The organism is Pseudomonas sp. LBUM1658, from assembly GCF_059716055.1.
The window spans coordinates 3770417-3791942 of record NZ_CP166798.1 but is presented as its reverse complement, the minus strand read 5'-3'; the positions used below and the strand labels follow the sequence as shown (position 1 = coordinate 3791942).

The 21526-nt window shown below is 60.6% G+C and carries 9 protein-coding genes and 1 pseudogene; 6 read left to right on the top strand and 4 right to left on the bottom strand.

The annotated features are described in order from the left end of the window. Positions 1-51: 51 nt before the first annotated feature. The 4 genes from ACA064_RS17275 to ACA064_RS17260 form a co-directional block, all read right to left on the bottom strand. Positions 52-1677 (bottom strand): methyl-accepting chemotaxis protein, encoded by a 1626-nt coding sequence (locus ACA064_RS17275; protein WP_497674269.1) that lies wholly within the window; start codon positions 1675-1677, stop codon positions 52-54. Positions 1678-1808: 131 nt separating this feature from the next. Beyond that, on the bottom strand, positions 1809-1982 hold the full coding sequence (locus tag ACA064_RS17270; protein WP_497669209.1) for a hypothetical protein: 174 nt from the start codon (positions 1980-1982) through the stop codon (positions 1809-1811). A 470-nt stretch (positions 1983-2452) separates the two neighbouring features. Next, complete coding sequence (locus ACA064_RS17265) at positions 2453-4036, bottom strand: rhodanese-related sulfurtransferase (RefSeq protein ID WP_497669208.1); 1584 nt, start codon at positions 4034-4036, stop codon at positions 2453-2455. Next, the gene (locus ACA064_RS17260) at positions 4033-4641 is read right to left on the bottom strand and encodes a cysteine dioxygenase family protein (protein ID WP_497669207.1); all 609 of its coding nucleotides are present in this window, start codon (positions 4639-4641) and stop codon (positions 4033-4035) included. The genes ACA064_RS17265 and ACA064_RS17260 overlap by 4 nt, the downstream gene beginning before the upstream one ends. A 231-nt stretch (positions 4642-4872) precedes the next feature. On the opposite strand from ACA064_RS17260, the gene ACA064_RS17255 reads away from it, so the two are divergent. The 6 genes and pseudogenes from ACA064_RS17255 to ACA064_RS17230 all read left to right on the top strand — a co-directional run. Then, positions 4873-5778 carry a LysR family transcriptional regulator gene (locus ACA064_RS17255; protein WP_497669206.1) on the top strand — a complete coding sequence of 302 codons (906 nt, stop codon included), beginning with the start codon at positions 4873-4875 and terminating at the stop codon, positions 5776-5778. 139 nt (positions 5779-5917) lie between these two features. Further along, positions 5918-6712 carry a class II aldolase/adducin family protein gene (locus ACA064_RS17250; RefSeq protein WP_497669205.1) on the top strand — a complete coding sequence of 265 codons (795 nt, stop codon included), beginning with the start codon at positions 5918-5920 and terminating at the stop codon, positions 6710-6712. 457 nt (positions 6713-7169) lie between these two features. Continuing rightward, positions 7170-8951, top strand: a complete 1782-nt coding sequence (locus ACA064_RS17245) for a type I secretion system permease/ATPase (protein ID WP_497669204.1) — start codon at positions 7170-7172, stop codon at positions 8949-8951. Further along, entirely contained in the window at positions 8932-10245 is a 1314-nt protein-coding gene (locus tag ACA064_RS17240) for an HlyD family type I secretion periplasmic adaptor subunit (protein ID WP_497669203.1), read from the top strand. Before ACA064_RS17245 ends, ACA064_RS17240 begins: the two co-directional genes overlap by 20 nt. A 2-nt stretch (positions 10246-10247) precedes the next feature. Next, complete coding sequence (locus ACA064_RS17235) at positions 10248-11633, top strand: TolC family outer membrane protein (RefSeq protein WP_497674268.1); 1386 nt, start codon at positions 10248-10250, stop codon at positions 11631-11633. A 138-nt stretch (positions 11634-11771) separates the two neighbouring features. Continuing rightward, positions 11772-21359 (top strand): annotated as a pseudogene (locus ACA064_RS17230) (ELWxxDGT repeat protein); the annotation flags it as partial. Between the last annotated feature and the right edge of the window lie 167 nt (positions 21360-21526).

Sequence of the window (21526 nt, the reverse complement as noted above, 5' to 3'; positions counted from 1 at the left end):
CGAGCAAACGGAACGCCGCCCGGCTGCTCCTACAAAGTAAAGGCGGGTGCCTTAAAAACTGAACCGCTTCAGAATAACTTCCAGTCCATTGGACATTGCCTTGAGCTCCTGGGTGGTTCGCACGATCCCGCCCTGGGCTGCGGCGTTCTCTTCGACACTTTGCGCCACTCTTTCCACGTTGCATGCGACCTGTTCACTGGCGGCACGCTGCTCCTGCAGCGATAAGGAAATGAAACTGACGGCGGCAAGGGATTCGTCCAGTGCGCTCTTGATCCTGCTCATGGACTCGCCTGCGCTTTCGACCAGTTTCTGGCCATTGGTCACTCGCTCGCAGCCGGCGGCCATGCTGCCTTTGGCTTTGAGCATGCCGTTTTGAATGGCATTGACCAAGGCGACGATTTGCGTGGTGGATTGGGCCGTGCGGGCGGCCAGGCCGCGAACTTCGTCGGCTACCACGGCAAAGCCACGGCCTTGTTCGCCCGCGCGTGCCGCTTCGATGGCGGCATTGAGCGCAAGGAGATTAGTCTGGTCGGCGATGCCCCGAATCACACCGACAATCAGGCTGATATCGTTCGACTGGATCGCCAATTGATCGATATCGGATGAGCTTTGCGCAACCAGATCGGCAATCTGCCCCATTTCCAGAATGGACTCGGTCATCACCGCCATGCCGTCACTGGTGATTTCGCCGGCCTTTTGCGCGGTGCTCTGGGCTTGTCGAGCGTTGTCGGCGATGTGGGTAATGCTCACGGAAAGTTGCTCAACCGTGGCGGCCATGGACGAGGCTGTCTCGCTTTGCAGGGCGGCACTGCTCAGTCCCTGTTCGGAGGACGCCGACAATTGCAGCGTGGCACCCTCGATCTGCTCGGAGGCCTGGCTGATCTTGCCAATCATATCGCGCAGGCTGTGGCGCATCGCCTGGACGGAGTGCAGAACACCCGTCGCCTGGTGTTGCTGATCAAGTTGGGTACCGGCCAGTTTTCCTTCGGCGATGTTCGAACTGATGGCGGCGAGTTCTGTGGGTTCAGCGCCGAGCTGGCGGCTCAACAGCCTGGAGAAAAACAACGTATAGGCCGCCCCCGCGATCAGCGCCAAGGCCAGAATCAGCAGGCTGAGTTGGAGATTGGAGGTGTAGGCGATCTGGTTCTGCTCGAACTGGTTCTTGGCCTCGACAAGCTGAACCTCGATCAAATCGGAAAACCTGGCTGACAAGGGATCGATCAGCGGATACAACTGATCGGTCGCGAAGCGCGCGAGACCCGCGTCGTCGTTCTGGCGCAGCATGCCCTGCAAATTCTGCAATGGCCCCAGGGTGGCTTCCATCAGCGGGTTGATTTGCGCGATAAGGCGCGTTTCTGCCGGGATCAGTTGCGTCGATTTATAGGCTTGCCACGTCTGATCGATTTCCCGCAGGGCCTGCTCGATCCGGGTCAGCGATTCAGCCTTGGTGAAGTTGCCAGTACGCGCCTTGTGGGTCGCGTCGACGATGTCCACGGCGTACAGGTCGGCGATTTTTTTCAAGTCCCGCAGTGGCACGACTCGATCGAGGTAGACAGTCTCCAGACTGCGTACCGCAGATTGCATTCCATAGAGTCCAAGCCCGCCGACACACAACAATCCCAGCAATAAAGCGCTGGTCAGCAGAAGCAGATGAGTCCTGATTTTCCAGCTTTCCATAGTCCGTAATTCCTGAATAAGCTTATCCATGGGTGATCGAGTAGTCAGAGCCTTTTGTGTATAGCGCATTAACGGCACTTTGCCATCATGGGCGGTGTCGACGAAAAAAACGCCAGGTTCACGGCGAGTATTTACGGAATTTCGACCATTGAAAGAGGGGCGCTGCCGTCGATGCGGGAGTAGCCTGATTCGGCATCGGCGAGATTGTGTGTGGCTGATCGGACGCTTTCGCGGGCAAGCTCCAATGTCCAGTCAGTTAAGCGGCATTTTTGCGAGGAGCGCTTCAGATTGTTGGCCAGGCTCACGAATCACCCCTCACCCCAACCCTCTCTCCAGGGGGGAGAGGGAGCTGATCTTCAGTGTCTGTTGAGTTGCTGCGACCTGTGAAACCGAGGCGATTATGGATTCAACAAATAACTTTCAGGTCGCAGCACATCCTCAGAAATCCACATTCTGCTCCCTCGCCCCCCTGGGGAGAGGGTTGGATTTCGGATCAGAACGCAGCATCCGGGTGCTGACTTCCCTTAACTGCCCGCGAATCGGTATTGGATTCACCCGAAAGCGTTGCAGGTGGGCCCTGGTCGCTTTGCCGACGCCTTGCAGAACGGCGAATGGCTAGTGGCCTGTGTGGCTAGTTCTGTTAGTCAACTTCGGCGCCAGAAGCCCATATCCTGCGTTGCTGTTCCTCGCCATAGCGGGCTATGACTCGTCACAGCGCCTTGGCTATGGACTTCTGGCATCCGAATTTGAGCTAACGAACTAGCCGTACAGGCCACTAGATGACGAAAAACCCATGGGTGCCATCGCGGGCGAGCTGGTCCACCAGCCCGTACTCCCAATCCAGATAGGCCTGCATGGCTTCGCGGGGGTTATCGGTGCCTTCATAAGGACGGCGATAGCGGTCGATACGTGGTGACGCCAGTTGGCTTTCGCCTTCTTCCAGCGGCAGTTGCACGGCAATCCAGCTGGCAGTCCCGCCTTTGAGCAGGAACACCGGTTTGCCGGTCAGGGCTTCTACGTCGGCGACGGCCAGCCGCGCCAACTGACTGCTGCCGCAGGTCAGGACATAGCGTTGCGCAGTGGGTACGCTGGCCAGGGCTTCGCGCAGCTGGCCACGCAGCGCCCACCATGCGCCGGGGATATGACGTTTGACATAGTTGGCGCTGCTGGTGAAGTCCAGTACCAGGCTGTCGCCATGGGTCAGCCATTCGGCCAGGGTCACGGGGCTAATTTCTTCAGCTTGCGGCGGTGTCGGTACAGGCGCCTGCCAAGGGCCTTTTTCGCTGAAGTCCGCCGCTTGCAGATCATCCAGCACATGCACTTCCCAGCCCAGTTGCGCAAGCCAGGAGGCTGACATGTTGGCGCGTACGCCATCGTCGTCGACCAGCACCAGGCGGCCACCGCACACGCTGGCGAAGTGGTCGGTTTCCTGCACCAGTTGTCCGCCTGGCGTCGAGCGGGCAGCGGGCAGGTGGCCGGCCTCGAATTCTTCCGGGGTGCGGACGTCGAACAGGTAAGTGCTGCGCGTCGGCGCTTGCTGCCAGCGCAACAGATCAGCCAGCGTCGCGCGCCCCACCAGGGCTTTCTCGGCTACCCGGCGAGCATCGCGGGCGGCGATCTGTCGATGCTCTTCACTGGTCGGCGCGAACCGGCGTGACTGTCCGTGCTGCAGGGTTTGTCCGGCCAGGGTCCAGCCAATCGTACCGTTGCGCAGGGCCGAGACCGGATTGGCGATACCGGCATTGATCAGCGACTGGGTGCCGATGATGCTGCGGGTACGTCCGGCACAATTGACGATGATCCGGGTAGCGGGATCCGGTGCCAGTTCACGGACTCGCAGCAGCAGTTCGGCTCCAGGAACACTGATGCCGGTGGGAATGCTCATGGTCTGGTATTCGTCGAAACGCCGGGCGTCGAGCACCACCACGTCGGCCTCGCTATCGAGCAGTGCCTGGACTTCCTCGGCCGCCAGCGACGGCGTATGGCGTTGGCTTTCCACCAGTTCGCCAAAGGCTTTGCTGGGCACGTTGACGTCAATGAACAGTTCACCACCGGCTTTGCGCCAACCGTCCAGACCGCCTTCAAGCAAGCTGACATGGGTGTAACCCAGCGCCTGCAAGCGCTGTGCGGCAATGCTCGCCAGGCCTTCGCCATTGTCATAGACAGTCAGGGCGGTATCGCGCCGGGGAATGCGCGAATACACCTCGAGCTCAAGCCTGGACAGCGGGATATTGGCGGCGAACAGCGGATGGGATTGGGCGAAGGGCGCTTCTTCGCGCACGTCGATCAGTGCCAGTTCTTCATGGGCCAGCAGCGCCTGGCGAATGTCAGTGAAAGAACGCGTCGGTAGGGTGCTCATAGGTCTTGGCTCTCTTTGGACAAATCCCAGATGTTCGGGAGAAAGGCGTTGGAATAACCGGAGATGAACAGTTTCTCGCTGCCATCGGCCTGGTACACCGCACGGCGCACGGCACCGATGTTGGCGCCATACACATGGATGCTGATCGAGACCTGATCGTCGTAGGCGTTGCTGACCTGATGAATATCGCCGATGCGCGGGGAAACCGCTTCGACCCGGCCCGGCTCCAGCCGCACCTTATGCTCTTGCGCGACCAACTGGCCGTCAGCGCCGCGCTCGAATCCCTGGGAGTACTCCGCGCCGCGCAGCATGCCGATCAAGCCCCAGATCCGGTGGTCATGGATCGGCGTGCTTTGGCCCGGGCCCCAGACAAAACTGACAATGCTGAAGCGCTGCCGTGAATCGGCATGCAGCAAATACTGTTGATAGCGCTGCGGGTCGGGTTGGGCAAAATCCTCAGGAAGCCAGTCGTCATGGCTGACCAACTGAGCGAGCAGTTTGCCACCGCGATGCAGCAGATCACCCTCGCGCGGGTTGCTGTCGATCAGTTCCGCCAGGGCGCCTATGAATGCTCTGAGTCTCTCCGGGTGTCGGACCTGGGTCATGGCGATTTCCATCGTTCGTTTCGAGAAGTGATGCTCCGATTTAAGCATAATGATATTTTTTAATATGCTGTTTATTAATGATTGGCTTATAGCTGAAAGGAATTAATAGATGGGGAAACCAACCTTGTAAGCATTACTCTGGAGGGCAAGGCGGTGCAGGGCTATCCAATGATCCTTATTGGAACTATGCTTTTCAGACATCTTATTTACTGTTCTCTATGTGCGGGCCAAATGAAAATTGATGATATCGATGCCTTTGTAGAGGTGATTCGTTGCCAATCGATCAGCCATGCCGCCGAGTCGTTGCAGTTGACTCAACCGGCGATCACCCGGCGCGTGCAAAACTTTGAACAGGCATTGGGTGTGGAGTTGTTCGACCGCAATACCAAGCCGCTGAAACCGACGGTGATCGGCATTCGAGTGTACGAACAATGCCGCCTGATCCTGCGGGAAATGGATGCATTGCGCGAACTGGTCGCCACCGACGCTGCACCCACTGGTGTGCTGCGCCTGGGTGTCCCGCAAACCATCGGCGATGTGGTGCTGCTCGACGCACTCAAGCATCTGCGCAATGAATACCCTGAATTGCGCGCCCAGGTCGCCACCGGCTGGGGCAGTCAATTGGTCGGCAAAATCGAGCGGGGCGAACTGGATGCGGCGGCTGCGCTGTTTCCGGCCGGGAAAATCTTTCCGGACAACATCGTCGGTGAATCCCTCGGCAAGATGGAATTGGTGGTGGTCTGCGCCAAGGACCAATTGCCCAAGCGCCCCTGCAAACTCGCCGACTGCTATCAGAGTGGCTGGATTCTCAACCCGGATGGTTGCGGCTTCCGTGCCGGATTGCAACGAACCCTGTCGGACCAGGGCCTGGCCTTGCGGGTCAATCTGGAAACCTTCGGCACCGAGTTGCAGTTGGGCCTGGTCGCCGATGGTCTGGGTCTTGGGCTGGTGCCGCGTCCCTTGATGGAGCGCAGTGCTCACCGCGACCGGTTGGCCGTCATGCCACTCAAGGATTTCAAGCCGGTGATGGACCTGTGGCTGATCTATCCGCATTTCCTCGGCAATCTGCAAGGACCGGTCGACGCCTTTGGCAAGCTGGTGGCAGGCTCATTGCAGAGGATCAAGGACGCTGCTTGATGGTTGAAGCAGGGGATTGCTGGCGCTGCTGATAATAAAATAAATTAATGATTAGCTTAGATTAAAATGTGATTTTTAATAACTTTGTGCTTCCCATAGGCTCGCTGGAGATTTTTAAGGCCATCCAGGGAGTTTTGCCATGAGCAGCGTCAGTCCGTTATCCAACCCCTCCAAAAACCTTCGCCAGCGTGTCAGCCCGCAAGAATGGGAGGTGCGTGTAAAACTGGCGGCGGCCTATCGATTGGCAGCGCTGTTCAAATGGACAGACCACATCTACACGCATTTTTCCGCACGGGTGCCGGGGCCCGATGAGCACTTCCTGATTAATGCCTTTGGCCTGTTGTTCGATGAAATCACTGCGTCGAATCTGGTCAAGGTGGACATCGACGGGACCCTCGTCGACGACCCCACCGGCCTTGGCATCAACTACGCCGGTTACGTGATCCACAGCGCGATCCACGGTGCGCGGCCGGATCTGCAGGCGGTGTTGCATACCCATACCCGCGATGGCATTGCCGTGTCAGCCCAGCGCGGCGGGCTGCTGCCGATTTCCCAGCATTCCATCGGTTTCTCGGGGCGGGTGGCATATCACGGTTACGAAGGCATCGCCCTGGATCTGGACGAACGCGAGCGTCTGGTCGCCGACCTCGGCGACAAAAGTGTGTTGATCCTGCGCAATCATGGCCTGCTGACGGCGGGGATCAGCGTCGAACACGCCTTCCAGCAACTGCATGTACTGGAGCGAGCCTGCACTATTCAGATTGCGGCTCAGGCGGCTGGCAACGCTGAATTGATCTTCCCGCCCGTGGAGGTCGTGGCCAAGGTCGAGAAACAGGCAGAGGTGTTCAAAAGTGGCGACGGACCGCGCGTTGCGCGGCACTGGGACGCGCTGATTCGGCAGCTGGAGCGCAGTGATACGGCTTATAAGGAGTAGGGGGAGTGCCGGCCGGTTAACGAAAATCCATGGCTTGCTGATCACCCCTGTGGCGAGGGAGCTTGCTCCCGTTCGGCTGCGCAGCAGTCGTAAAACCGGCTAACGCGTTCTATCAGTTAAAACGCATCTGCCAATATTGGGACTGCTGCGCAGTCCAGCGGGAGCAAGCTCCCTCGCCACAGGGGTTTTGCGCTTTAGGTGAGATTGTCCGTATATCTATTTGAATTTATTGCATTTATACCCACAGATTCATTGCCATTTTTCACCCTCCCGCCAAACACTCCTTGCGCAATTCACTCACGGCTAAACCTCTTCAAAGAGCGGACCTCCAGGCATTCATCAGGATTTTCCGACTCGATATGGCCAATTGCTACACATGGTCGTTCGGCATGATCTAAGCTCCAGAAAAGAGGTGACATGCGTTCGCGTTTCTCTCCAACCTCCTGGCAGTCAGACTATGCGAAGCACACCTGAAAACAGCCTGCAAGAAGCGCTGAAAGCCTGTAAAGGCAGCTTCATTTCCGTTGGATTTTTCAGCTTTTTCATCAACGCGCTAATGCTTGTTCCTACCTTCTACATGCTTCAGGTGTATGGGCGAGTGATGACCAGCGGAAGTCTGACGACCTTGGCAATGCTGACGTTGATCATGACCGGGCTGGTGGTCACGCTTGGCTCCCTGGAGTGGATTCGGTCACGGATCATGGTTCGGGTCAGTACCCGGCTGGATGTGCTGCTGAGTCGCCAGGTCTATAAGGCAAGCTTCAAACGGGCTCTGGAAAGTGCCGGCATGGATGCCTCGGCCCAGTCGCTCAACGACTTGACGGGCTTGAGACAGTTTCTCTCCGGTAATGGATTGTTCGCCTTTTTCGATGCGCCCTGGCTGCCGATCTATATCGCGGTGATGTTCCTGTTTCATCCCTGGTTCGGCTGGGTGGCGACGGGCAGCGCGCTGTTGTTGCTGTTACTGGCGTTTATCAATGAGAAATTAACGGGGCCGGCGCTGGCCCAGGCCAACAAGGAGCATATCGGCGCGACGCTCTACACCACGAAGAATCTGCGCAACGCCGAAGTCATCGAGTCCATGGGCATGCTTGAAACCCTGATGGATCGTTGGAGGCGTCGGCAACGAAACGTTCTGTTGCTGCAGTCCCGGGCAAGCGATAGAGGTGCCATAGTCAGCACGCTTTCCCGCTCCTTCCGGATCCTCGTGCAATCACTGGTTCTGGGTCTGGGGGCTTACCTGGCGGTGGACCATCAGGTGGGGGCAGGCATGGTGTTTGCCGGGTCCGTGCTGCTGGGGCGCGCATTGGCTCCGATCGATCTGATCATCGGCAGCTGGAAGGGATTTATTGCGGCTCGCTCGCAATACACCCGTCTCAACGACATTTTCAACAAACAACAGGCTCAGCCCGAGCGGATGTCATTGCCGGCGCCCAAGGGGCACGTACAGGTCGAGAATTTGATAGTCGCGGCACCTGGCTCGAAAACTCCGATCATCAAAAACATCAGCTTCAGCGTGCCCGCCGGCTGCGTGGTGGGGATCATCGGTCCAAGTGCCGCGGGCAAGTCCACCCTGGCCAGGGCACTGATGGGGGTATGGGCGCCGCAGCATGGGGTGGTCCGGCTGGATGGTGCCGACATCAGCGCATGGGACAAAACCGAGCTTGGGCCGCATATCGGTTACCTGCCCCAGGACATTGAATTGTTCGAAGGCAGCATCAGCGAGAATATTGCCCGCTTCACCCAGGTCGATTCGGCGAAAGTCATTCTGGCTGCCAGGACGGCCGGCGTTCACGAAATGATTTTGCTGTTGCCCGATGGCTACGACACCGTCATCGGCAGCGAGGGCGTCACGCTGTCGGGAGGGCAGCGCCAGCGCATAGGACTGGCCCGCGCCCTGTATGGCAACCCGCGGCTGATTATCCTCGACGAACCCAACTCCAATCTCGACGAAGTCGGCGATCGCGCCCTGGCGGCGGCCCTCCAGCAGCTCAAGCTGACCGGTGCGACCCTGTTTGTGATTACCCATCGAACCAACATCGTGTCGCAACTTGACCGACTCATGGTGATGAGCGCTGGTGTTATCAGCCTCTATGGCCCTCGCGAGCAAGTGCTGGCCGAACTCAACGCACAGCAGCAGACGCAAAGGCACGCCACGCAAACAGGTGCAAGCATGGCTTCGGTCGCTACCTGCAAGGAAGATGTCGATGGACCCTACGATGCCCAGTCGTCAAATTGATAGCTTCGCCGACCTGCCAATATCCGATCGAAAAATACGGCGCCTGGGTTTTGGCATTGTAGGAGTGACCTTCGGCCTGTTCGGCACCTGGGCGGCGATCGCGCCGCTCGAGGGTGCCGCTTACGCGCCGGGGGTGGTCACCGTGCAGGCTTACCGCAAAACGGTCCAGCATCTTGAAGGGGGCATCGTCAAAGCGGTATTGGCCCATGACGGCGACATCGTCAAGCGTGATGACCCGCTGATCATTCTTGATGATGCCCAACTGCGGTTCGAATACGAGATGACCCGCAGCCAGCTCGTGGCGGCCCGAGCCATGGAGGCAAGGCTCAGAGCCGAGCGGGACAGGCTGTCGGCGATCGGCTTTGGCGATATAGCCGATCCCGCCAGTCTGCGAGGCGTAGAAGCGCGCCAGGGCGAGACCCAGGTATTCAATGCACGGCAGGGCTCGCGGCTGGGCCAGATAGCGGTGCTGCAGGAGCGCATTGGCCAGTTGAATCAACAGATCAAGGGCCTGGAGTCGATGATCGGCGCCAAGCGCCAACTGGAGAAATCCTACAGCGGTGAAATCGATGAATTGACCGACCTGCTGAAGCAAGGGTTCGTCGACAAACAACGGCTGCTCGAGCAGGAACGCAAGCTGGGGATGCTCGGTTCCGAAGTGGCCGATCACCGTTCCACTATTACCACGACCCGTCTGCAGATCAACGAAACGCAGCTGCAGATTCTACAAATCGATAAAGACTTCAATGCCGATGTCGTCAAACAGCTGGCCGAGGTGCAGACCAGGATGTACGACCTGCAAGAGAAAACCTCAGCCCTGGAAGACCGTCTCAGTCATATCGTCATCCGCGCACCCGACGCGGGCATGGTGATTGGCATGACCGTGCACACCATTGGTGGCGTGGTGCGCCCGGCGACGCCGCTGCTGGACATTGTGCCCTCGGTTTCCGAACTGGTCATAGAGGCCCAGGTGGCGCCGGTGGATATTGATCGTATCGCCATCGGCAAACGTGCCGATATCCGTTTCGGCGCGTTCAACAGCTCGACCACTCCGGTGATCGAAGGCGAAGTCAGCAGCGTATCGGCTGACCGGCTGACCAACGAAAAAACCGGGACGGCCTATTACCTGGCGCGGGTCCGGGTCACCGAAGCCGGTGCGCGGACCTTGGGTGAGCGCAAGTTGTTACCGGGGATGCCGGCGGACGTGTTGATCATCACCGGGCAACGCACGCTGTTGCAGTACTTGATGCAGCCGGCCCGCGATGCCCTCTCTCAATCGATGATCGAGGAATGACCGTGCGGGCGTCGGCCGTTCTGTCAGCCGCTGTATTCATGCTTGCAGCAAGTACCGATGCTGCCTTGGCGCAAACCACCGCACCACCGCCGACCGGGGTCAGTGCCTCGACCTTTTCCACTGACCTCATCCAGTTGTATCGCGAGGCCCGGCTGGAGGATCCGCGGGTATTGGCCTCCTATGCGCGAGCGCAGGCCGGCCAGGAACATCAGCGCGAGGCCATGGGTGCGCTATTGCCGCAGGTATCGCTCAACGCCGGATCGAACCGGATTCACCAGGAAAACGACCTGGTGCAGCAGAGTTACGATAGCGAAAACTACAGCCTGGTGCTGCGTCAGTACCTCTACAACAAGGCGGCGTGGGAGAACTACCAGAAATTCAAAAGCCTGGCCAGACAGTCCGAATCGCAAGCACTGGAAGCCCAGGCCGAGGCCACAGTGGAATTGGCTCGGCGTTACTTCAGCGCATTGGCGGCCGAGGATGAACTGGAGTTGGTGAGGGCTGAGCGTCGGACCACGCAAAAGAGTCTGGACAGAGTCAATGCCTTATACGAAAAGCAGCTGGCATTGATCACTGATCAGCTCGACCTCAAGGCCCGGGTGGATTTGCTGGCGGCGCAGGAACTGGATGCCCGGAACCAGGCCAGTATCAGTCGCGAGGCGCTGGCGGAGATCGTCGGCCGACCGGTCAAGGAGAAGCTCAGTCGGATTCGCGACGATGTGCAACTGCGGGTTTCGGCGCAGAGTCTTGAAACCTGGGTCCGCGAGGGTATAGCGCAAAACCCGGCGCTCAAGGCCAACGAAAGCGGGGTCGAGGCGGCGAGCGCTGCGTTGCGCAGCGGCAAGGGCGGGCACTATCCAACCCTGAGTCTGAACCTGAGCGCACAAGAGACCAACGAGGGCTACAACAATACCTTGACGCCGCGCACCGACAGTTATGTGGCCGGCATCGGCGTACAAGTGCCGCTGTACAGCGGCGGCGCGACCTCGGCGCGAGTCCGTGGGCTCTACCAGGATCGCCTTGCCGCCGAGCAGCAACTGGAAGCGATCCGGCGCCAGGTGGTCAAGGAGATCACTAGCGCTTACCTGACCGCCAATTCGAACGGCGAAAAGATCAGTGCGAGCCGGCTGGCCCTGGCCTCGGCCCAGCTGTCCAGGGTGGGGGCAGAGAAAGCGCTGAGCTATGGAATGGTCAATGCCGTCGATGTCCTGACCAGCGTACGCAACGAGTTCCGCGCTCGTCGTGACCTGCTCAAGACGCAATACGAGTTCGTCACCAATGTGTTCGCGCTCAATCGCTGGGCGGGAAGAGCGCCTGTCGAGAGTGTCGAAAGTGTCAATGGCTGGTTGAATCCCGGCAGCTCCGGCCAGGACTTTCTGCGCCCCTGATCCCGCCAGGTATTGGGGGATGGATCCAAGTATTAGACGAAAGGTTGCCTGGTCATTCAAACGGATGAAGGCCATTCAATGGCCGCGGTCTACAGTCCTAGAGAAGGAAAAAACTACGTACTCATAAAGGGTTAGGTCATGGCCACGATCAACGGTAATGAGAGCGCCAATATTCTGACAGGTGGCGCCGCAGCCGACACCCTCAATGGTCTGGGCGGTAACGACACCCTCTACGGCAACGCGGGTAACGATACCCTGGACGGCGGCACCGGCAATGACCGGCTGCTGGGGGGAACTGGCAACGATACTTACCGTTTCGGCCAGGGCTATGGCAATGATGTGATCGACAACGCCGGGAGTGCCAGCGGCGACTTCGACACCCTGCGGTTGACCAACCTCAACGCCAACCAGATCCGCTTGACCCGCATCGGCAACGACCTGGTGCTCTCCGTGTTGGCCACTGGCGAGACCATCACCGTGAGCCAGTGTTTTCTCGATGCGGTCCATGCGATCGACCGCATCCAGTTCGCTGACGGCAGTGTTTGGGGTGTCACCGAGGCGCTGGCCAATCTCTATTACCCGCCGGTGGTGCCGACCAATGGCGCCAACGTGATCAACGGCAATCCCGGCGATGACACGCTCCTGGGCCTGGGCGGCAACGACACGCTGTATGGCAACAGCGGCAATGACACACTCGACGGCGGCATCGGCAATGACCGCATGGACGGAGGCTTGGGCAATGACACCTTTGTGGTGGATGCCGCCGGTGATGTGGTGGTGGAGGCCAGCAACGCCGGCGATGATCTGGTCCAGTCGAGCATCAGCTACACCCTGGGCAGCAACGTCGAGCGCCTGACCCTGACCGGCAGCGGCAACATCAATGGCACCGGCAACGGGTTGGCCAATACCCTGATCGGCAATGCCGGAAACAACCTGCTTGACGGCGGTGCCGGTAACGACCTGATCCAGGGCGGCGACGGCAATGACACGCTGCAAGGCGGCACCGGCAACGACAGCATGGCCGGCGGCAGCGGCGACGATCTCTACTTCGTCGATCAGAGTGGCGACAGCCTGTCCGAACTGCCAGGTGGCGGCACCGATACGGTCCGTTCTTCGCTGAGCTACAGCCTTGGCGCCAACCTGGAAAATCTCGAACTCACCGGCAGCAGCAATATCAACGGCACCGGCAATACCCTGGCCAACAGCCTGACCGGCAACACCGGCAATAACCTCCTCGATGGGGGGACCGGCGATGACTTTATGGCGGGTCGCCGCGGTAACGATACCTACCGCTACGGCACCAACTATGGCAATGACGTGATCGACAACAGTGGCGGTGTCAGCGCCGACATCGATACCGTGCAACTGGTGGGGCTCAACAGTAACAACGTGCGCTTCGTGCACACCGGCAACGACCTGCAGATGGTGGTGCTGGCGACCTCACAGACCCTGACCCTGAAAAACTTTTATCTGGGCGCTCTTTACGAAATCGACCAGGTTCGTTTCGCCAACAATGTGGTCTGGAACACTGCCGCCCTCAAGGCCGCGGCAACCAGCCCGGTCAACGTCGCGCCGACCTCCACCAACGACACTCAGACCACCCTGGAAGACACGCCGGTCATCCTCGGCAGCGCCGACTTCGGCACCTACAGCGACCCGGAAAACACCCCGCTGGCCGCGGTGAAAATCACCAGCCTGCCGCTGCTCGGCAGCCTGCAGTACCACAACGGCAGCGTCTGGATCGCGGTGGTTCAGGACCAGGTCATCAGCAAGGCCGACCTCGACGCCGGCAAACTGCAATTCGTCCCGGCCCTCAATGGCAATGGCAGTGGCTACGCCAGCATCGGCTTCAAGGTCAGCGACGGCACGGCCTTCGCGGTCAACGCCAACACCCTGAGTATCAATGTCACCGCGGTCAATGATGGGCCGATCGTATCCGGGCCGGTTAGTTTGCCGGACGGCGTGGAAGACAGCGCCTATACGATCACTGCCGCCCAGTTGCTGGCCAACGCCAGCGACGTCGATGTCGGCGACAACCTGAGCGTGCAGAGTGTCAGCGTCGACCCGGCCGACGGCTCGATCACGGCCAACCCCGACGGTAGCTGGACCTTCACCCCGGCGCTGGATCGCAACGGCCTGGTGAGTTTTGCGCTGGTGATAGCCGACAGCGCTGGCGCGACGGTTGCAACTTCGGCCAACCTCAGTCTCGCGCCGCTTGACGATGCACCCGCCGCAGTGGCCACGGTGACGGCGCTGAGCGATGACAGCGGCATCGCCGGCGACTTCATCACCAACGTCGAAACCCAGACCGTGAGCGGCACTTACACCGGCACCCTGAACTCCGGCGAGACCATTCAGATCTCCGCCGATGGTGGCACCACCTGGATAGATGCGGCGGCCGATAGCGCCACCCATAGTTGGAGCGCCGGCGGCGTCACCTTGATCAGCAGCGGCACCGACGTGCTGGTCCAGACCATCAATGCCACCGGCAACAGCCGCGCCGGCACCGGCCACAGCTACACCGTCGATACCAGCGCCGATATCGGTAACGACCTGAAGGTCATACTCGCCGACAGCCTGATCAACAACGCCGAGAAGACCGCGGTCGCCTACAGCGTGACTGGCCTCGACGCGGACGCCAGCGCCACCGTCACCTTCAGCGACGCGACCAATCACCACGTGGTCGGCGTCAACGGCAGCGCCGACCTGTCCAGCCTGAGCGATGGCCCGATCAGCGTGTCGATCGTCGCTACCGATGTCGCCGGCAACAGCGTCAGTCGGACTAATAGTGTGACTAACAATCTGACGTTCGATAACCTTCCACCTGGTAGTCCGGTGGGGGCACATTACGCGAATCTTGGCGTAACCGCGTCTCAGGCCATGACTATTAGTTCTTCGCCTTCATTGCCTTCTCACTCAGGTACGAGCCTCGCCTTTTCTCCGATCGGTTTTATGACCTTCACGTTCAATTTGGCCATTACCGGCAATATCCAAACGGTGTCGGCTTATGTTTCGGGTGAGGCGGGTACCGGCCTCTTTGCTTACAACGCCGCGGGCGCGCTGATAGGGCAGGCGGTGTTGGCGTCTGGGGCAGTTAATACCCTGCTGACCGTGACCTCCTCGGTCGACCCGATCGCGCGGCTGGAGATCCACGACGATGGCTCGGCCCTCGGGGTGGATGACCTTACCTTCAGCACCACCGGCAGCCTGACGCTGGACACCAGTGCCGACAGGGGCGGCGACCTGACGGTTACGCTGGCCGATTCCCTTATTAGCAACGCCGAGAAAACGGCGGTCGCCTACATGGTTGCCGGCCTCGATGCGGATGCCAGCGCCACCGTCAGTTTCAGCGATGGCAGCCACAGCGTCGTCGGCGTCAACGGCAGCGCCGACCTGTCCAGCCTGAGCGATGGCCCGATCAGTGTGTCGGTAACGGCCAGCGACACGGCCGGCAACACCGCCAGCGGCACCGGCAGCACAATCACCCTCGATACCACCGCGCCGCTGGTGAGCGGCCCGGTGACCCTGGCCGATGGCAGTGAAGACTCCGCCTATACCTTCAGCGCCGCGCAACTGTTGGCCAACACCAGCGACATCGGCAACACGCCGAGCGTGAAGAGCGTCAACGTCAGTCCGAGCGATGGCACGCTCACCGACCATGGCACCGGCAGCTGGACCTTTACCCCGGCAGCCAACCGCAATGGTGCAGTGACGTTCAATGTGCTGGTCACCGACGGCGGCAACGACGCGGCGACTTCTGCCAACCTCAACCTTGCACCGGTCAACGACGCGCCGACCCTGGCCAACCCGCTCATCGATCAGAATGCCAGCCAGGACAGCTCCTTCAGCTTCAGCGTCCCGGCCGATACCTTCGTCGATGTCGATGGCGAGACACTCGGCTACAGCGCCAGCCTGGCCAACGGTGACCCGTTGCCGAGCTGGCTGAGCTTCGACCCGGTCAGCCGTAGCTTCAGCGGTACGCCGGGGAATGGCGATGTGGGCAACCTGAGTGTGAGAGTGACGGCGACCGATGGCAGCAATGCCACGGCCAGCAGCAGCTTCAGCCTGAGCATCGGCAACACCAACGATGTGCCCATTGTCAGCGCCCCGAGCGCTTTGCCTTCTGGTACAGAAGACACGGTCTATGGCATTACCGTCGCGCAGTTGCTGGCCAACGCCAGTGATCCGGACGGAGATACCTTGGCCGTCGCCAACCTCAGCGCCAACCATGGGACGTTGCTCGACAATGGCGACGGCAGCTGGACCTTCACGCCGGATGCCAACTACAACGGCGCGGTGACGCTCAACTACCAGGTCATCGATGGCCACGGCGGCTCGGTCGCCGCTACCCAGGGCTTCAACCTGCTGGCGGTGAATGATGCACCGACCGTGGCCACAGCACTGCTTGCGCAAAATGCCAGCGAAGACTCAGCCTTCAGCTACACCGTGCCGCTCGCCACCTTCGCCGATGTGGATGCCGGCGATACCCTCGGCTACAGCGCCAGCCTGGCCAACGGCGACCCATTGCCGAGCTGGCTGAGCTTCGATCCGGTCAATCGAAGCTTCAGTGGTACGCCGGGGAATGCTGATGTGGGCAACCTGAGTGTGAAAGTTACGGCCACCGATGGCAGCAATGCGACGGTGAGTAGCAGTTTCACCCTGAGCATCGGCAACACCAACGATGTGCCAGTTGTCAGCACCCCGAGCGCTTTGCCCTCTGGCACGGAAGACACGGCCTATGGCATTACCGCCGCGCAGTTGCTGGCCAACGCCAGTGACCCGGACGGTGACACCTTGTCTGTCACCAACCTCAGCGCCAATCACGGGACGCTTGTCGATAACGGCAATGGCAGCTGGACCTTCACGCCGGATGCCAACTACAACGGCGCGGTCACGCTCAATTACCAGGTGATCGATGGCCACGGCGGCTCGGTCGCCGCTACCCAGGGCTTCAACCTGCTGGCGGTGAATGATGCACCGCTCGTGGCCACGGCACTGCTCGCGCAGAACGCCAGCGAAGACTCGCTCTTCAACTACACAGTGCCGCTCGCCACCTTCGCCGATGTGGATGCCGGCGATACCCTCGGCTACAGCGCCAGCCTGGCCAACGGTGACCCGTTGCCGAACTGGCTGAGCTTCGATCCGGTCAGCCGCAGCTTCAGTGGTACGCCGGGCAATGCTGATGTCGGCAACCTGAGTGTGAAAGTCACGGCCACCGATGGCAGCAATGCCACCGCGAGCAGCAGTTTCACCCTAAGCATCAGCAACACCAACGATGCGCCCATCCTCAGCGCCCCTAGCGCTTTGCCTTCCGGTACGGAAGACACGGTCTATAGCATTACCTCTGCGCAGTTGCTGGCCAATGCCAGCGATCCGGACGGTGACACCTTGTCCGTCGCCAATCTCAGCGCCAATCACGGCACGCTTGTCGATAACGGCGACGGCAGCTGGACCTTCACGCCGGATGCCCACTACAACGGCGCGGTCGCGCTGAACTACCAGGTCATCGATGGCCACGGTGGTTCGGTCGCCGCTACCCAGGGCTTCAACCTGGCGCCGGTCAACGATGCGCCGCAGGCCATCCCCGACACCCTGGTCGCCATTGAGGGCACGCCAGTGACCTACACGGCGGCGCAGTTGCTGGGCAACGACACGGATGTCGAAAATGCCAGCCTGGTGATCGCCTCGGTCACCAGCGGCACCGGTGGTACGGTCGTGCTCAACGCTGACGGCAGCGTCAGCTTCACGCCCAATGCCAACTTCAACGGCGCGGCCAGCTTCAGCTACGTGGCCAGCGACGGCGGTGTCAGCAGCAACAGCGCAAGCGTGACGGTCAACGTCGCGGCTTTGAGGAGCGTCAAGCTGTTCGCCACCGACGATGGCGTCCACGGCCAGGAACTCTGGATCACCGATGGGACGGCCGCCGGCACCACGCTGCTCAAGGACATCAATCCAGGTGCGAGCGGTTCGAGCCCTGTCCTGTTGACCACCCTGGGCAACGGCCAGGTCCTGTTCCGAGCGAGTGACGCCACCAACGGCTTAGAACTTTGGGTGACCGATGGCACGATCAACGGCACCACGCTGCTCAAGGATATCTTTGTGGGGTCGAACAGTTCGAGCCCCGGGATGTTGACCACCCTGAGCAATGGCCAGGTCCTGTTCAGTGCGAACGATGCCACGAATGGCCAGGAGCTCTGGGTCACCGACGGCACGGCCGCCGGCACCACGCTGCTCAAGGACATCAATCCTGGTGCGAACAGTTCGAGCCCCGGGCTGTTGACCACCCTGGGCAACGGCCAGGTTTTGTTCCGCGCGTTCGATGCCGCCAATGGCCAGGAACTCTGGGTCACCGACGGTACGGCCGCCGGTACTACCCTGCTCAAGGACATCTTTGTGGGAGCGGTCAGTTCGGGCACCAGTCTGTTGACCACCCTGAGCAATGGCCAGGTCCTGTTCAGCGCGAGTGATGCCAGCAACGGCAGAGAACTTTGGCTGACCGATGGCACGACCACGGGCACCTTGCTGCTCAAGGACATCAGGCCGGGTGCGGGCAGTTCGTCCCCCAGCCTATTGACCACTTTGAGCGATGGCCAGGTCTTGTTCAGCGCGTTCGATGCCACTAATGGCCAGGAACTTTGGGTGACCGATGGCACGGCCGCCGGTACTACCCTGCTCAAGGACATCTTTGTGGGGCTGAACAATTCGTTCCCCGCTCTGTTCGCCACCCTGGGCAACGGCAAGGTCCTGTTCCGCGCACAGGATTTTAACGGCCAGGAGCTTTGGGTGACCGATGGCACGACCACGGGCACCTTGCTGCTCAAGGACATCAGTCCGGGTGCGGGCGATTCGAACCTTACCCTGCTGACCACCCTGAGCAATGGCCAGGTCCTGTTCAGTGCGTTCGATGCCACCAAAGGCCAGGAACTCTGGCTGACCGATGGCACGACCACGGGCACCTCGTTGCTCAAGGACATCAGTGCGGGGGCGGGCGGTTCGAATCCCGCCCTGTTGACCACTTTGAGCAATGGCCAGGTCCTGTTCAGCGCGAGCGATGCCAGCAACGGCAGAGAACTTTGGGTCACCGATGGCACGGCCGCCGGCACCTCACTGCTCAAGGACATCTATGTGGGAGCGGGCAGTTCGTCGCCTACAGGCGCCCAGCACCTGTCCGATGGACGGATTCTGTTTTGGGCCACAGATGCCACGCATGGCGCAGAACCCTGGGTAACCGACGGGACGCCAGCGGGCACCATGCTGCTGAAGGATATTGCGAGTGCCAGAACGCAGGATTCAGCCCCGAACGCCCTCATCAGACTGAGCAATGGCCAGGTTCTGTTCAGTGCGTTCGATGCCACCAATGGCCAGGAACTCTGGGTGACCGATGGCACGGCCGCCGGCACCTCACTGCTCAAGGACATCTTTGTGGGAGCGGCCAGTTCGTCCCCCAACCTATTGACTACCCTGGGCAACGGCAAGGTCCTGGTCCGCGCGTTCGATGCCACCCACGGCCAGGAACTCTGGGTGACCGATGGCACGGCCGCCGGCACCTCACTGCTCAAGGACATCTTTGTGGGAGCGACCAGTTCGGGCTCCAGCCTGTTGGCCACCCTGGGCAACGGCCAGGTTTTGTTCAACGCGAGCGATGCCAGCAACGGCAGAGAACTTTGGGTCACCGATGGTACAACCACCGGAACCACGCTGCTCAAGGACATCCATCCGGGTGCGGGCGGTTCGTTTCCGGCTCTGTTGACCACCTTGGGCAACGGCAAGGTCCTGTTCACTGCGCTCAATGGTCCTAGCGATCAAGAGCTCTGGGTGACCGATGGCACGGCCGTCGGTACCACGCTGCTCAGGGACATCAATCCGGGTCCGAACGGTTCGAACCTTAGCCTGCTGACCACCCTGGGCAACGGCAAGGTCTTGTTCAGCGCGTTCGATGTCACGAATGGCCAGGAACTCTGGGTGACCGACGGTACGACCGCCGGTACTACCCTGGTCAAAAACATCTTTGTGGGTTCGAGCAATTCGAATCCCAGCCTGTTGACCACCCTGAGCAACGGCAAGGTCTTGTTCATCGCCACGGACGCCGCCAACGGCCGGGAGCTATGGAGCACCGATGGCACGACAGCTGGCACGGTACTGCTCAAGGACATCTTCGCAGGTGCCAGTAGCGCTATCGACCCCGTGTTTGTAACCACGCTGGTCAATGGCAAGGTTTTGTTTCGGGGCAACGATACCACCCACGGTCAGGAACTGTGGATCACCGACGGCACGACGGTGGGCACGGTACTGCTCAAGGACATCTTTGTTGGGGCGAACAGTTCGAGTCCCGGGATGTTGACCACCCTGAGCAACGGTAAGGTCCTGTTCCGAGCGGACGACGCCACGAATGGCCAGGAGCTCTGGGTCACCGACGGCACGGCCTCCGGCACCATGCTGTTCAAGGACATCCATCCGGGAGCGGGCGGTTCGTTTCCGGCTCTGTTGACCACCCTGGGCAACGGCCAGGTTTTGTTCAACGCGTTCGATGCCGCCAACGGCCAGGAACTCTGGGTCACCGACGGCACGGCCGCCGGCACCATGCGGCTCAAGGACATCAACCCAGGTGCCAACGGTTCGAGTCCCGTGCCGTTGACCACCCTGGGCAACGGCCAGCTTTTGTTCAGCGCGGTCGATGCCGCCAACGGCTCTGAACTCTGGGTCACCGACGGCACGGTCGCCGGCACCACGCTGCTCAAGGACGATTCTGGAGGTTCGACCCCAGCCCTGTTAGCGACCCTGAGCAACGGCCAAGTCTTGTTCCGAGCCACTGACATCGCCAACGGTTCTGAACTCTGGATCACCGACGGCACGACCGCCGGCACCATGCTGGTCAAAGACATCAACGACGCCACCCTCTCATCGCAAGTGGCGACGGTGATGTTCGATCTGCGCATCGTCAACGCTGCGCCCACCAGTGCGCCGGTGACGCTGACCGCCATCGACGAGGACAGCGGCATACGCCTGATCACCCAGGCCGAGCTGCTGGCCGGCGCCAGCGACCCGGATGGTGATGGCCTGACGGCCACGGGACTGGGCATCGTCACGGGACTGGGCAGCCTGGTAGACAACGGCGATGGCAGCTGGAACTACATCCCGGCGCCCGACGATGACAGCGCCGTGAGCTTCAGCTACACGGTCAGTGACGGCAACCTCCCGGCCGCCGGCAGCGCCACGCTGGACCTCACGCCGGTCAACGATGCGCTGCTGGCCAACCGCGACACCCTGGCCGCCACCGAGGATACGCAGCTGGTCAATCTGTTCGAGGGTGACGCCAGCAACAATGTGATCGACGGCGGTGACGGCGACGACACGCTGAACGGTTTGGCCGGCAATGACGACATCGACGGGCGTAACGGCAACGACATACTGACCGGTGGCGTGGGCGACGACATCTTCCGCTTCTCCACCGCGCCAGCGGCCGACAATATCGACTCCGTGACCGACTTCACCCAGGGCAGCGACGCACTGGCGCTCAACAGCGGGCTGTTCAATCTGCAAGGCCAGACCGTCGCCGATACCCTGGTCAACGTCAGCGGGGCTCAAAACGAAGTGGCAGGGGCGCACCTGGTGTTCAACCAGAATGACCACACGCTCTATTACGATGCCGACGGCAACGCGGTCGCGGTGGTGACCCTGACTGGTGTGGCAACTCTGACGGCGAGTGATGTGCAACTGTACGTCTAAGGTGCCGGGGCCGACCGAGTACACCTGCGTTGTGGTGGGTGTCCGCAATCCCCCTGTAGGAGCTGCCGCAGGCTGCGATCTTTTGATCCGGCATTTGCGGCGCCGCCGAAAAGATCGCAGCCTGGCGGCAGCTCCTACGCCGACCGGGTACACCTGCAATGTGGTGG